The following is a 14,044-nucleotide window of genomic DNA, read 5'->3' on the forward strand; positions in this document are numbered from 1 at the left end:
GTGAAGACGAGGGAGCGCCACCTTGCCTGATCGGGCCGGAGCGGTCGAGCCCTGCCGGCGGGCGGAGCATGACAAGCCTTGTCAGAGCACTTCGATACGGTCCCGGCCATTGGCCTTGGCCCGGTACAGCGCCCGGTCGGCGCGGTCGAGCATGCTCTGCGGGTTTTCGTCGCCCAGGTAGTGGGTGATGCCGAAGCTGGCGGTCTTGCGCAGCACGGTGTCGAAGTCGAACTGGCGGATGCGTGCCTGCAGGGTGAGCGCGGCGGCCTGGGCCTGCTGGGCGTCGATCTCCGGCAGGATGACCAAGAACTCCTCGCCACCCAGGCGGCCGACCTTGTCGACGCTGCGCACGTTGTCGCGCAGCAGCGTGGCGAACTGGCGCAGCACGCTGTCACCCACCGCATGGCCGTGGTGGTCGTTGACGTGCTTGAAGTGGTCGATGTCCAGCAGGATCACCGAGAACGGCGTGCCGTAGCGCTGGGCGCGGGCGATTTCCTCGGCGAACAGCTGGTCGATGCGCGCGCGGTTCCACAGCCCGGTGAGGCCATCGACGCTGGCGCTCAGGGCCAGGCGGTCCTGGTGCAGGAACATGGTCTTGTGCGCCTTCTCCAGCACGAACGCGCACAGCACGCCGAAGGAGAAGGAGGCCAGCACCCAGATCAGGTGCAGGCGCTGCACGCCCGGCTGCAGGGCATCGCCCAGGGTGACGGCGAGCAGCAGCACGACCGAGGCGCCGGCCGTCTGCAGGGCCTGGCGCAGGGTCAGGCCGGAGACGGTGAAGGTCCACATCAGGTTGAGGTAGATCTCCGGCACGAAGTAGGCGAAGTCCGGCTTGCCGTAGTTGAACAGCAGGTTGGTGACCACCGCCCCCACCGGCGCCACGAACAGCAGCACCAGCATCCAGCGCTGCCCCGCCTCGCGGTAGCTGAGCAGGCCGACAGCCAACAGCGCCAGGGGCACCAGGATGCCGTGCGCCAGCAGGCGCAGGCCGAGATGATCGCTGGCCACGTTCTGCTCGATGGCGGCGTAGATCAGGTACAGCACCATGGTGAGGAAGGCGACGTAGCGGATCTGCGGCAGCTTGGCCTGCCGGTACCAGTGGGCGAAGTCCTGGCGCGTCGCCTCCGGCAAGCCGTGCAACGGGTTCAGCGAGCGCGTCAGCCTATCGATCACCCTCACCGGAGAACTCCTTTCCAATGGCCAGATACCCAACCGCTCAGGACGGTTCATCTATGTCGACCGTTAGCGCCCAGGCATGGGTTCAACTTGCCATCATCGCGGGCCAGGTGCAGAGACATGCAATTGCCGCGCTCAAGCCGGCACGCCGGACAGGTATTTCTCGATGTCGAGTTCGTCGATCTGCTCGGGCCGCAGATGACGCTGTGCGTAGCGCAGGGGCAGGCCGGTGCGCAGGAAAAGGGCGAACAGGTCCGCGTCGATGTGGCCTTTGTCTCGCAGGTTGGCCAGGATGGCCACCGACTCGGACAGGGTCTTGGCCTTCTTGTACGGCCGATCGGACGCCGTCAGTGCCTCGAAGATATCGGCGATGGCCATGATCCGCGCGGGGATCGACAGGCTGTCCCGGTCCAGCTTGCGCGGGTAGCCGGTGCCGAGGAGGGTCTCGTGGTGAGTACCGGCGTATTCGGGCACCCGCTTGAGATTGGCGGGCAGCGGCAGGTATTCGAGCATGACGATGGTCTGGATGATGTGCTCGTTGATCTTGAAGCGTTCTTCGGCCGTCAGCGTCCCGCGGCTGACGCTGAGGTTGTAGAGTTCGCCGAAGTTGTACAGATGCTCCGGCACCGTGATCTGGAAGCCGTATTTCGGATCGAGGGCCTTGCTCGGAGGACGCGGGAAGATGTGCTGCGGCTTGTCCGCCAGCAACCGTTCGGTCGCCGGCAGCGGCGCCTGTGGCAGGTTCTGGAGACGCATGGTCTCGTCCTGCGACAGACCCAGCCGGTCGTCGAAATGCCGCTGCCAGGTGCGCTCGCCGATGCGCTGCAACATTTCGATGCGTTCTTCCGCCATCAGCTCGCTGCCGATATTGCAGTCGGCGACGAAGGCGAATTCCTCCTGCAACCGCTGGAACTGCTGTTGATAGCCGGCGTCGGCAACGGCCTCTTCCACGCCGTCGAGGATGGCCTGCAGGCGGGCGACCTGCGCATCGCGCAGGAGCACTTCGAAGCGCATGCGCACTTCATGGATGCGGTTGTAGATGGTTTCCAGCTTGGTGGCCTTGTCGACCACGTGCTCCGGGGTGGTGATCTTGCCGCAATCGTGGAGCCAGGCACCGATGCGGAACTCGCGCCACTCGTCCGGCGTGTTGAAGCGGAAATCCGCCAGCGGCCCCTCGCTGACCTCGCAGGCCTCCTCGGCCAACATCAGCGCGAGCGCCGGCACGCGCTCGCAGTGGGCGCCGGTGTAAGGGCTCTTGGCATCGATGGCGCCGGCGAGAATTTCGATCATCGCGTCGATCAGCGCATTCTGCGCCTCGATCAGGTTCTGATTTTCCAGGGCCACCGCGGCCTGGGAAGCCAGGGCCTCGATGAACGACAGCGACTGTTCGGAGAAGGCCACCACCTCGCCGCTGTGAGGGTCCAGGGCGTTCATGAACTGCAGCACGCCGATTACCTCGTCGTGACGCGCGGCCAGCGGCACGGTGATCATCGACACGGTGCGGTAGCCGGATTGGGCGTCGAAGTGGCGCGTGCCGCTCAGGTCGAAACGGGTTTCGGCGTATACGTCGTCGATGACCACGGTCTGGTTATGCAGCGCGGCATAGGTGGAGACGTGAGCCTCGTTGGGCGCGCCGGTCAGCGGATCGTGCAACGGAATTTCGTCGGCCGGCAGCGGGTCGTCCATCGAGCGCAGGGCGAAACGCAAGGCGCCATGACTGGTTTTCAGGTACATGGTCGCGGCTTCGGCGTTGCAGATCCGCTTGCCCTCCATGAGGATGTGGCGGAAAAGCGCCTCGCGATCCCGTTCGGATGACAGCAGCAGGCCGTTTTCCACCAGGCTCGACAGCTTCGACTGCGACTCCTGCAGCGCGTGGGTCTGGCGCTGCAAGGCGTCCTTCATGCTGTTGTGGTTGCGGCTCAGACAGTCGACTTCGTGGAACACCGACCCCTCGGCCGCGGGCCCGCTGAAATCCAGCTCGCGTATGCGCCGGGTATCGTCGGCCAGGCTGTCGAGGGTCGCGTTGATGTTCTGCAAACAGGCCAGCGCCAGCGGCAAGGTGCACAGCAGAATCACGATGCTGAGACACAAGACATGCAGCGGCGCCCAGCCGAGTACCAAAGCCAGTACGGGCAACAGCTGCATCACGAAAAAAGTGGCGAGGACGATCGTCCAATTCTTCAAGCGCAACTTGAAAGGTCCCGAGGTCATACAGCGGCCTGCCTTGAATTCCTTTTTATTCGAAAGGGTGGCGAATCACGACGTTTGCAGCTTGTATTAGCATGTCGTGTAAATTTTGACGTCAATTCGCCTTCGGAATCGGTACCAGCAGGGAGAGTACTATGTTTGTTCTCAAAAGAATCGCCTTCTGCCTGTTCGCCAGCCTATTGATGCCTTCCGCCCTGCTCGCCGAAGAGCACGAGCCGATCATCGGCTATGTGATGAAAGTGCAAGGTGAAGCGTTCGTCCAGGCAAATGGCCATCTCCAGCCCGCCGTCGTCGGCACTCCGCTGCACCGCGGAAGCCTGCTGAAAACCGGACCAACGGGCTCCATGGGGGTGACCCTGGAGGACAGCACGGTGATGTCCGTCGGGCCGGAAAGCGAACTGACCATCGATGCCTACGCCTTCGAGCCCAGCCAGGATTCGTTGCAACTCAGCGCGCGGATCACCCGCGGTACGCTCAACTACATCTCCGGCATCATCGCCAAGCTCAAACCCGAGGCCGTGCAGATCAACACCCCGACCGGCACCATCGGCGTACGAGGCACGCGCTTCCTGGTCAAGGTCAGTTGATGCTGCGGTCGTTCCAGCGCGAGTTGCTCCTGCTGCTGGTCGTCCTGCTCACGTCCGGCTGTGCCTCGAGCAAGTCCTATGTGGTGCTGCTGGAAAGCCCCGACGGCAGCACCGGCGCGATCGTCGTCGAGACGGCCAAGGGCGTCACCCGCATCGACAAACGCGAGCACGGCGTGGCGCTGGACGGCGCGGACATGAACACCTTCGCCGTGAAGCGCCCACGCATCGACAAGGATTTTGCGGCGGCCATGGCGGCCCAGCCGACGCTGCCGACAACCTACCTGCTCTACTTCAAGACCGGTGGCACCGCGCTGACCCCGCAATCGAAAATCGCCGTGCAGGAGTTGCTGCGGACATTGCGCGAGCGCGGCCCTACAGCCGTATCGGTGATCGGACATACCGACACCACCAGCGGCAGCGCCTGGAACGAGAAGCTCGGGCTACGCCGCGCGCAGCATGTGGCGACGATGCTGCAGGCCGCCGGTCTGCAGGCGCTGGAGCTGATCGTCACCTCCCATGGGGAAAGCAATCTGCTGGTCCCCACGGCCGATGAAACCCCGGAACCGAAAAACCGCCGGGTGGAAGTCACCCTCCGCTAGCATCTCGCGGAGGCTACTTGCGCGTCATCACGAACGAGTCGCCCCGCTCCCCTGCCCGCAACCGCTCGGCATGGAAGGCCACCAGACCATCGTCGGGCCGCTGCACGTGCAGGCTGTCGAAAGCCTCACCGGCGCCCGGATCGCCTTTCGCCAGCAGGCCATATGCCGCCTCGTAGGCCTCGTCGGACTCACCACCGATGCCCGCGGCCTGCAGCGGCTCGAACACCCGCAGCGGTTGCCGCTTGCCCTTGAGCAGCACCTCGCCAACCGGACGCATCGGCACCTGCGGGCATTGGCGGCAAATCACCTCGGAAACGCACACGGCCGTGCCGACATGGGCGTTCAGGCCCTCGATGCGCGAGGTGGTGTTCACCGGATCGCCGAGCGCGCGGTAGTCGAAGATCGTCGAACCGCCGAAGTTGCCCACCACCACCTCGCCGCTGTGCACGCCGATGCGCGTCTGGCCGAAGTGGATGCCCTGCGTCTGTAACTCGGCCGCATAGCCCCGGGCGAAACGATGGATCTCCAGTGCGCAGGACAGCGCCCGCGCGCAGTGGTCGGGCTGGGCCAGCGGCGCCGAGAACATGATGGCCACCGCGTCGCCAACGATGCGGTCGAGCGTGCCTTCATGGCGAAAGGCGATGGCGATGACCTCGTCGAGGTAGGCGTTGAGCAGGCTGACCACCGCCTCCGGCTCCTTGCGCTCGACCATTTCGGTGAAATCGGTGAGGTCGGTGAAGACGAAGCTGCATGTCTGCCGCTGACCACCCAGGGTCAGTTGGCCGGGGTTCTCCACCAGATGCTTGACCAGATTCGGTGATACGTAGCGCGAGAACGCCTGGCGTATCCAGCGCTGCTCGCGCTCGGCCGCCATGTGGCGGATCAGGCTCGCGGCGACGAAGACCAGCGCCAGGAGCAGCGATGCAGTGAACAGGTCGATCAGCAGGCGCTGGCTGGTGAAGGCATACCAGGCCAGGGCGTTGAGGCCGACGAGGATGCCGAGGGTCAGCGATGCCGAGGCCAGCGCGGGCAAACGCAGCGCTAGCAGGCACACCAGCAGACCGCCCAGCGCGAGGCTCAGCGCCTCCACGGCGATGGCCCAGCCCGGCCGCTGCAGGTAGCTGCCGGTGAGAATTTGCTCCAGCGCCTGGGCATGCACCTCGACCCCGGGGATGATCCCGCCGAGCGGGCTGAAGCGAAGGTCCTGCAGGCCCTGGGCGGACGTACCGACAAGCGCGATGCTGCCCCTCAGCGCGGCTGGTGCCTGCCCTGCCAGCACCTGCCAGGCAGGCACTGTGCGCGCTCTGTGGGGGCGGCTGAAATGCACCCAGAGCTCGCCTTCGGCAGTGGTCGGAATGCTCAGGCGACCGATATCGATGCGCTCGACACCCGCCGCATTGCTCACGGCGCGGTAATGGCCGGCTCGCTGCTGCAGACGCAGGGCCTCGGCAATCAGGGATGGCCGAACGGCCTGGCCGAGGCCGACCAGCAGCGGCACCCGCCGCACCACACCGTCGCCATCGGGGCGGAACGTCAGCGTGCCGCTACCGCCGGCCGCCTGCTCGAGCAGCGGCAATGGCCGGATCGCTCCCTGGAAGACGGGCAGATGGCCGAGTACCGGGCCGCCCTGCTCGACCAGGCCGAAGCGGCTGAGCGGCAAGCCGGCGGATGACGCCTTGCGCTCAAGGGCGAAGCCCAGCACCACCGGGCTGCGCGCGACGGCAGCTGCCAAACGGGCATCGTGCGGGGGCAGCGCGGCGAGCCGTTGGGCGAGGGCAGCGGGCAGATCTTCGCCGCGCATCATTATTTCGGGCGAGGTGCGGTCGGGCTCGGCGAAGAGCACGTCGAAGGCGATGACCGAGGCTCCCGCCGCCTGCAGACGCTCCACCAATGCCGCGACCTGGGTACGCGGCCACGGCCACTGGCCGAGGCGCTGCAGGCTCTGCTCGTCGATGTCGATGATGCGCACCGGCACATCCTGATACGCCCGCGGCTGCCAGCGCTGGTACTGGTCGAACAGCGCGGTACGCAGGTTCTGCAGCGGCAAGGGTTGCCAGAGGAAAACCGCCAGGCAAGCCAGCACCACCGTCAGGCATATCAGTACATTCGGCGCGGAAGGTCGTGAATGGGGCACGAGGTCGAGGCTCCGGCGTGGACGGAACACGGCGACCGCTCAGCAGGCGCCATGACTGGGCCACCATACGAGAAGGCGCGCCGGCGAGGCAATCAGGATGACCGCCGGGCTCAGCCGCCGCTCGCGCTCAGTTCTCCACCGCCGCCCATTGCTTGCCCAGACGCTTGTCGGACACCGCCATCTTGGTGCCCAGCTGCTGGGCGAACAGCGACACGCGGTATTCCTCCAGCATCCATCGATACAGCACCAGTTCCGGGTCGCGCTTGCCTTCCTGGGCGTGCTTGGCGGCGCGGGCCTGGTACTGCTCCCAGTAGCCAGCCAGTTCGCCGGTCCACACGCGATCGCGCTGCAACTGCCCGCCGATTTTTTCGAAGCGCTGCTCGATGGCCTTGAGATAACGCGGGATTTCCTTCAGCCACTCGCCCGGTGTCTCGCGCACGAAGCCGGGATAGACCAGGTTGGCCAGCTGCTGCTTGATGTCGTTGAGGGCCATGGCCTGGGCCAGGTCGATCTTGCCCTTGAAGCGCTTCTGCAGGCCGTGGGTGAGCTTGAGGATGTCCAGGGTGAGCCTGGCGATGCGTTCGGCGTGGCCGGTCCAGTCGCCACGCTTCTTCTCGGCCAGGGCGGCCAGGGCCGCGCCATCGCGGGGCAGGCTGGCTTCGCCTTCAAGCACGCAGGCGTCGAGGCTGGCCAGCAGGATGTCCTCGACCAGCGCCTCGGGCCGGCCCATCTCGCGATACAGCAGACCCAGCTCGGTATGGCCCGGCAGCTTGCCGCGCAGGTATTTAGCCGGTTCGGCCAGCTGTTGCAGCAGCAGCCTCTGCAGGGCACGGCGGTGCTGGAAGTCGGCCTCGGCCTGGGTCGGGAAGCGGCCTTCCTTGACCACCCCAGCCTCTTCCACCAGCGCCGGGAACACGGTCATGGAGAGGCCGGCGATCTTCTGCTGGGTCTTCTCGGCGACCTGGGCAAAGGCCTTGGCCTCCACCGGCTTCTGCTCCTGTTTCTGCTGCGGAATCGCCAGGGCGGCCTGGCTGGCCTCGGCGAAGCGCGCGGTCAACTCGGCCAGGTCGCGGCCCTCGCCGAGGAACTTGCCACGGGCGTCGACCACTTCCAGGTTCATCTTCAGGTGGCTTTCCAGCTGCGCAGCCGCATCAAGCCAGGCCTCCTCGGAGACGCGGGCGCCGGTCATGCGGGTCAGCTCGCGGCCGAGGGATTCGGGCAGCGAGCCCTGGCCGAAGACGATCTTGGAAAGCGCGGCGCCGACGAAGTCCGGCACCGGCACGAAGTTCTTGCGGATTGCCTTGGGCAGGTTGCGCACCAGGGCGATGGCCTTGGCCTCGATCAGGCCCGGCACCAGCCATTCGAGACGGTCCGCCGGCAGTTGCGGCAACAGCGGCGCCGGCACGCGCAGGGTCACGCCGTCACGCGGGTGATTGGGCTCGAAGTGGTAGGTCAGTGGCAGTTGCAGTTCGCCGAGCTGAAGGATGTCCGGGTACTGGGCGGCGGTGACTTCGGAGGCCGAGCGGGCCAGCACATCTTCCTCGCGCATGATCAGCAGCTGCGGGTTCTTCGCGCCCTCGCTCTTGTACCAGTGCTCGAAGGTGGCGGCCTGGTGGATCTCCGCCGGAATGCGCGCCTCGTAGTAGGCGTACAGGGTCTCCTCGTCAGCCAGGATGTCGCGGCGACGGGCCTTGGCCTCCAGCTCGTCGAGGCGTTCCAGCAGCTCGCGGTTGGCGGCCAAGCACTTGGCGCGGCTGTTGATCTCGCCACGCACCAGGCCATCGCGGATGAACAGCTCGCGCGAAGCAGCCGGGTCGACCGGGCCGAAGTGCACCGGGCGGCGGCCGACCACGATCAGCCCGTACAGGGTGACCTGCTCGAAGGCCACCACCTGGCCACGGCGCTTCTCCCAGTGCGGCTCGAAGTGGTTCTTCTTGATCAGGTGACCGGCCAGCGGCTCGATCCAGTCCGGCTCGATCTTGGCCACCATGCGGGCGAACAGCTTGGTGGTTTCCACCAGCTCGGCGGTCATCACCCAGGCCGGCTTCTTGCGCCCGATCACCGACGACGGATGAATCCAGAAGCGCCGCTGGCGCGCGCCGAGGTAGTCGCCGTCTTCGCTCTTCTGGCCTATCTGGCTGAGCAAGCCGGACAGGATCGCCTTGTGCACCGCGGCGTAGCTCTTGGCGCGCTGCGCCGCCTCGCTGGCCTCGGCCTGCTCGCGGACGATGACATTGACCTTGGTATCGGTGGTGGGCTGCGGCGCGCTTTTGTGGGAGCGGCCTTGGCCGCGATGCGAACTCTCCGGCAACTGATCGCGGCCAAGGCCGCTCCCACGGTTGCCCTCTGCCTTGCTCGCAGACAGCTGCAGCTCACGGGTGATCAGCACCAGTTGGCGGTGGGCGTCGCGCCATTCGCGCAGGCGCAGGTAATTCAGGAAGTTCTTCTTGCACCAGCTACGCAGCGGATTGCTGCCCAGCTCCTGGCGCTTCTCTTCGAAGCCACGCCACAGGTTGATCAGCGCGGCGAAGTCGGAATCCACATCCTTCCACTGCGCGTGGGCCTGGTCGGCGGCCTGCTGGCGATCCATCGGCCGCTCGCGCGGGTCCTGCACGGACAGCGCCGAGGCAACGATCAGAATCTCTTCCAGGCTGCCGAGCTTGGCCGCCTCCAGCACCATGCGGCCCAGGCGCGGATCGATGGGCAGGCGCGCCAGCTGGCGGCCCAGCGGGGTGAGCTGGCTCTCGCGGTTGACCGCCGACAGCTCCTGCAACAGGTTGAAGCCGTCGCTGATGGCCTTGCCATCCGGCGGCTCGATAAAGGGGAAATCCTCGATGCTGCCCAGGCGCAGATGGAGCATCTGCAGGATCACCGCGGCCAGGTTGGTGCGCAGGATTTCCGGATCGGTGAATTCGGGGCGGCCGAGGAAATCTTCCTCGCTGTACAGGCGGATGCAGATGCCCGGCTCGACCCGGCCGCAACGGCCCTTGCGCTGGTTGGCGCTGGCCTGGGACACGGCCTCGATGGGCAGGCGCTGGACCTTGGCGCGGTAGCTGTAGCGGCTGATGCGCGCGGTGCCGGAGTCGATCACGTAGCGGATGCCCGGCACGGTCAGCGAGGTCTCGGCCACGTTGGTGGCCAGCACGATCTTGCGTCCGCTCATGGGCGCGAAGATCTTCTGCTGCTCGGCCGGGGTCAGCCGTGCGTACAGCGGCAGCACCTCGGTGAAGCGCAGGTTGGCCTTGCGCAGCACCTCGGCAGCCTCGCGAATTTCGCGCTCGCCGGGGAGGAACACCAGCACGTCGCCGGGGCGCTTGCCCTCGGCCTTCTCATGGGCGGCGATCTCGTCCAGCGCGGCGAGGATGCCCTGGTCGACGGTGAGGTCGTCGAGCAGGCTCTCGCCCTCCTCGTCCACCTCGGCGGCCAGCGGGCGGTACCAGGTTTCCACCGGGTAGGTGCGGCCGGACACCTCGATGATCGGCGCGCCATTGAAATGCTTGGAGAAGCGTTCCAGGTCGATGGTCGCCGAGGTGATGATCAGCTTGAGGTCGGGGCGGCGCGGCAGCAGGGTCTTCAGGTAGCCGAGCAGGAAGTCGATGTTCAGCGAGCGCTCGTGCGCCTCGTCGACGATGATGGTGTCGTACTTTTCCAGGTAGCGGTCATGCTGGGTCTCGGCGAGCAGGATGCCGTCGGTCATCAGCTTGATCAGCGTGCTGTCCTTGCTCTGATCCTCGAAGCGCACCTGATAGCCGACCAGCTCGCCCAGCGGCGTGGCGATCTCCTCCGCCACGCGGGTGGCCACGCTGCGCGCGGCCAGGCGGCGCGGCTGGGTGTGGCCGATCAGGCCGTGCACGCCACGGCCGATCTCCAGGCAGATCTTCGGCAGCTGGGTGGTCTTGCCCGAGCCGGTCTCGCCGGCGATCACCAGCACCTGGTGTTTCTCCAACGCGGCCTTGATCTCGTCGCGCTTGGCGGCAATCGGCAGCGCGTCGTCGTAGCGGATGCTCGGGATGCTGCGCCTGCGCGCCTCGACCTTGGCGATGGACGCCTGGAAGCGCTCCAGCCATTGGGCCAGCTTGGCTTCGTCCGGCGGCGTCTGCTTCTGCAGCTCGTGCAGCTGGCGGCGCAGGCGGTGACGGTCGGCCAGCATAGTCTGGTCGAGGTTCTTCAGCAGGGATTCGTGGGTATCGGTCATCGCAACGGGCGGCTACTTCGGCTAGGCGGCGATTGTCGCAGTACCGCCAGGGCTTGCCCAGCCTGCCAGAGGGACGAACGGCTGGCGGCAGAATCTGTCTGATTGATCGGGATCAATCCTGATCAGCCTGCCCACGGGCAGGATATGGCCAAATGCCAGATAACTTGCGTGCAGACCTACCATATGAACAGCTGGATTCTCGATCTCTCGCTCAAATACAAGTTCTGGGCCGTCAACCTGGTGGCCTTCGTCACCACCCTGATGCTGGTGCTATTCGCCATGCAGCAGGAGCAGGCCGGCCGCGCAGATGCCGCCCGCACGGCAGCCCAGGCACAGGCCACGCTGTTTGCGGCCTGGCCCGCCGACAGCGAACTGCCTCGTTCCGCCCAGGTGCTGCCCTTCCCCGCCGGCGGCAAGCCGCCGCTGGGCTTGGCCGCCTCGGCGCGCGGGTGGGTGGCACTGGAACACGATGCGCTGTGGGGTGATTCGCCGGTGATAGGCGCCTGGGTGCAGGATGCCGCCAACGGCCAGCGCCTGGCGGTGACGGCCAGCGCTCCCAGTTTGCGGCAGGTGTTCGAGGCCCGCGCCGGCGCCTACGCGGCCTGCGTACTGGTGCTGATGCTGGTGCTGCTCGGCGCCTCGCAGTTGCTGATCCGCTTTATCCTCAGCCATCTGAACCGCCTCAAGGACGTGATGCTGCATGTGGAACGCAGCGGCGACCTGTCCGCCCGGGCGGCCCTGAACAGCCGCGACGAGGTGGGCCAAATGGCCCATGCCTTCAACGCCATGCAGGCCGGCTACCAGCGCGTGGTGGGCACCGTGGCCCAGGCCGCCGCCAGCCTCGACGAAGGCGCGCGACGCCTGGCCACGAGCATGGAGCAGGTGCGCGGCGGCATGCTCGGCCAGCAGAGCGAGACCGACCAGGCCGCTACCGCGATCAACGAGATGTCCACCACCGTGCACCACATCGCCCAGCACGCCGCGGACACCCGCGACCAGTCCACCGAGGCGGACCGCCTCAGCGGCGTCGGCCAGCAGGTGGTGGGCCGCGCCAGCCTCGCCATCGCGGGCCTGTCCCAGGGAGTACAGCAGACTGCGGAGATGATCCAGCGGCTGGCCGACGACAGCCGCACCATCGGCAGCATGGTCGAGACCATCCACGGCATCGCCGAGCAGACCAACCTGCTGGCGCTCAACGCGGCCATCGAGGCGGCCCGCGCCGGCGAGATGGGTCGTGGTTTTGCCGTGGTGGCCGACGAAGTGCGCAACCTGGCCAAGCGCGTGCAGGACTCCACCGACGAAATCACCCGCATGATCGGCAACCTGCAATCCGCCAGCCGCGACGCCGTGGAGTTCATGCAGGAAAGCTCGCTCAAGGCCGACCAGTGCGTGCAGGAAGCCGGCGCCGCTGGCGAGGCCCTCGGCCATATCGCCCAGGCGGTGGCATTGATGCGCCAGAGCAACACCCAGATCGCCGTGGCCGCCGAACAACAGAGCCAGGTAGCCGAGGAAATGACCCGCTCGGTGGTGGGCATCCGCGATGTCACCGAACAGACCGTGCAACAGACCCTCGCCTCGGCCAGCACCAGCGCCGAGCTGGTGGGGCTGGCGGATGATCTGGGCAAGGCGATTCGGCGGTTGAAGTTGTAGGGGTGGGATTGGTGCAGTTCCGTACTGCCTGCGGCGAGTAAAAGGCGTACACAGTCGCAGCAGGCAGCAGAGTGCCCAGCAAAAAAGCCATGCCCGAGCGGGCATGGCACAAGCGAGGGGGAGTTGGTGGTTCCCCTCGATGGGAGCCTGTCAGCGATCACAGGCGCGGCATGTTCTTGGTCACGCAGTGGATGCCACCGCCACCGCCGGCGATCGGGTCGATATTGACCTGGACGATGGCGCGGCCCGGATAGAGCTGGGTGAGCAGGTCCTTGCAGTACTTGTCCGCCGCCGTATCACCGAACTGCGGGGCAATCACCGCGCCATTGATCGGCAGGTAGTTGATGTAACCCGGCGCGAAGTCCGGGTTGTTGCGGGTGTAGACGTTACTGCGCACCTTGAGGGGCGGCGGCAGGGTGTGCACCACCAGCTTGCGCCCGTCGGCGTCGGTGGCCGCCTTGAGGATGTTCAGGTGGGTGCGGGTCACCGCGTAGTCGTAGGACTTGGGGTCGTTGTCCAGGTTGGCGATGACCACACCTGGCTTGACGAAGCGCGCGTAGAAGTCGACGTGGGCGTCAGTGATGTCCTTGCCCTTGATGCCCGGCAGCCAGATGATCTTGCGCAGGCCGAGGTTGGCCTTGAGCTCTGCCTCGATCTGCGCCTTGCTCATGCCCGGGTTGCGGTTGCTGTTGACCCAGCAGCTCTCGGTCATGATCGCCGTGCCATGGCCGTCCACCTCGATGCCGCCGCCCTCGCCCACCAGTTGGCTGCCAATGTAGTTGGCGTCCAGCTCGTAGCTCAGGGTGTCGGCCACCTGGGTGTCGTTGGTCGAGCGCTGCTTGCCGCCCCAACCATTGAAGTTGAAGTCGACCAGACCACGGCCACCTTGGCCGTCGACCACGAAGCAGCCGCCGTAGTCACGCACCCAGACGTCGTCCAGCGGCATGGTGAGGAACTTGATGTTGCTGGTGCCGCACTTCTGCCGGGCCTGGGTCAGCTGGTTGGAACGGCACAGCACGGTCACCGGCTGGTACTTGGCGATGGTCTTGGCCAGCAGGGCGATGCAGTCGTTGACCGGCGTGGCCCAGTCTTCCCAGACCGCCGTGGAGGCGGCGAAGGCGAGGATCACCCGCTCCTGCGGGGCGTTCTCGTCGGGCATGTACCAGCTGCCGGCCAGTGCCGCGCGCACCCGCGGCGCACTGATGCCCAGGCCCAGGGTGGCAACGGCGCCGATGCCGGCGGCCATCGTCAGGTGTTTCATGAAATCGCGACGCGTAGACATGGTGTGTCCCTCAGTAGTGGTTAGTACGGTCGGGCGCACAGTCGGCCATCTGTACGTCTGCGCTGCTCACGATCTTTGCTGCAGCGCCATAGGGCCGGTGCGATGCGCTTCTGCCCCCTCTCCCGTTCACGAGAGAGGGTTGGGGAGAGGGCGGGTAGACCTGCACCCTCTCCCCCGCCCCTCTCCCACACGTGGGAGAGGGGAGAGCCACGG

The 14,044-nt window shown here is 66.3% G+C and carries 8 protein-coding genes and 1 pseudogene; 3 read left to right on the forward strand and 6 right to left on the reverse strand.

Annotated features, from left to right (window positions below):
• Positions 1–81: 81 nt before the first annotated feature.
• Positions 82–1,179 (reverse strand): GGDEF domain-containing protein, encoded by a 1,098-nt coding sequence (locus tag N7607_RS00520; protein WP_279864920.1) that lies wholly within the window; start codon positions 1,177–1,179, stop codon positions 82–84.
• Between the two features lie 132 nt (positions 1,180–1,311).
• Positions 1,312–3,366, reverse strand: a complete 2,055-nt coding sequence (locus N7607_RS00525; protein WP_279924008.1) for an HD domain-containing phosphohydrolase — start codon at positions 3,364–3,366, stop codon at positions 1,312–1,314.
• A gap of 152 nt (positions 3,367–3,518) precedes the next feature.
• Between N7607_RS00525 and N7607_RS00530 the strand changes: the two genes are divergently transcribed.
• A complete protein-coding gene (locus tag N7607_RS00530) occupies positions 3,519–3,971 on the forward strand; it encodes a FecR domain-containing protein (RefSeq protein WP_279864918.1) in 453 nt (150 codons plus the stop codon).
• On the forward strand, positions 3,971–4,570 hold the full coding sequence (locus N7607_RS00535) for an OmpA family protein (protein WP_279864917.1): 600 nt from the start codon (positions 3,971–3,973) through the stop codon (positions 4,568–4,570). Before N7607_RS00530 ends, N7607_RS00535 begins: the two co-directional genes overlap by 1 nt.
• Positions 4,571–4,583: 13 nt before the next feature.
• Here N7607_RS00535 and N7607_RS00540 read toward each other — a convergent pair whose 3' ends face one another.
• Together N7607_RS00540 and hrpA are read right to left on the reverse strand one after the other, a co-directional pair.
• Positions 4,584–6,704, reverse strand: coding sequence for an adenylate/guanylate cyclase domain-containing protein (locus N7607_RS00540; protein WP_279864916.1), 2,121 nt, complete (start codon positions 6,702–6,704; stop codon positions 4,584–4,586).
• 127 nt (positions 6,705–6,831) lie between these two features.
• Entirely contained in the window at positions 6,832–10,899 is a 4,068-nt protein-coding gene (gene hrpA / locus N7607_RS00545; protein WP_279924009.1) for an ATP-dependent RNA helicase HrpA, read from the reverse strand.
• Between the two features lie 183 nt (positions 10,900–11,082).
• Here hrpA and N7607_RS00550 point away from each other — a divergent pair, with 183 nt between their 5' ends.
• Entirely contained in the window at positions 11,083–12,549 is a 1,467-nt protein-coding gene (locus tag N7607_RS00550; RefSeq protein ID WP_279865203.1) for a methyl-accepting chemotaxis protein, read from the forward strand.
• A gap of 157 nt (positions 12,550–12,706) precedes the next feature.
• Here the strand turns inward: N7607_RS00550 and N7607_RS00555 are convergent, their stop codons facing one another.
• Together N7607_RS00555 and N7607_RS23080 are read right to left on the reverse strand one after the other, a co-directional pair.
• Complete coding sequence (locus N7607_RS00555; protein WP_347881164.1) at positions 12,707–13,765, reverse strand: agmatine deiminase family protein; 1,059 nt, start codon at positions 13,763–13,765, stop codon at positions 12,707–12,709.
• Positions 13,740–13,814 (reverse strand): annotated as a pseudogene (locus tag N7607_RS23080) (hypothetical protein); the annotation flags it as partial. The pseudogene N7607_RS23080 and the gene N7607_RS00555, both read right to left, overlap by 26 nt.
• Positions 13,815–14,044: the final 230 nt, after the last annotated feature.

The sequence above is a fragment of the Pseudomonas sp. GD04019 genome, assembly GCF_029837695.1.
GTDB lineage: Bacteria > Pseudomonadota > Gammaproteobacteria > Pseudomonadales > Pseudomonadaceae > Aquipseudomonas.

Bases quoted from the DNA above. Each gene is read 5' to 3' on its own strand.
- N7607_RS00530 (WP_279864918.1), top strand. From the start codon at position 3,519: ATGTTTGTTCTCAAAAGAATCGCCTTCTGCCTGTTCGCCAGCCTATTG.
- N7607_RS00535 (WP_279864917.1), top strand. From the start codon at position 3,971: ATGCTGCGGTCGTTCCAGCGCGAGTTGCTCCTGCTGCTGGTCGTCCTG.
- hrpA (WP_279924009.1), bottom strand. From the start codon at position 10,899: ATGACCGATACCCACGAATCCCTGCTGAAGAACCTCGACCAGACTATG.
- N7607_RS00550 (WP_279865203.1), top strand. From the start codon at position 11,083: ATGAACAGCTGGATTCTCGATCTCTCGCTCAAATACAAGTTCTGGGCC.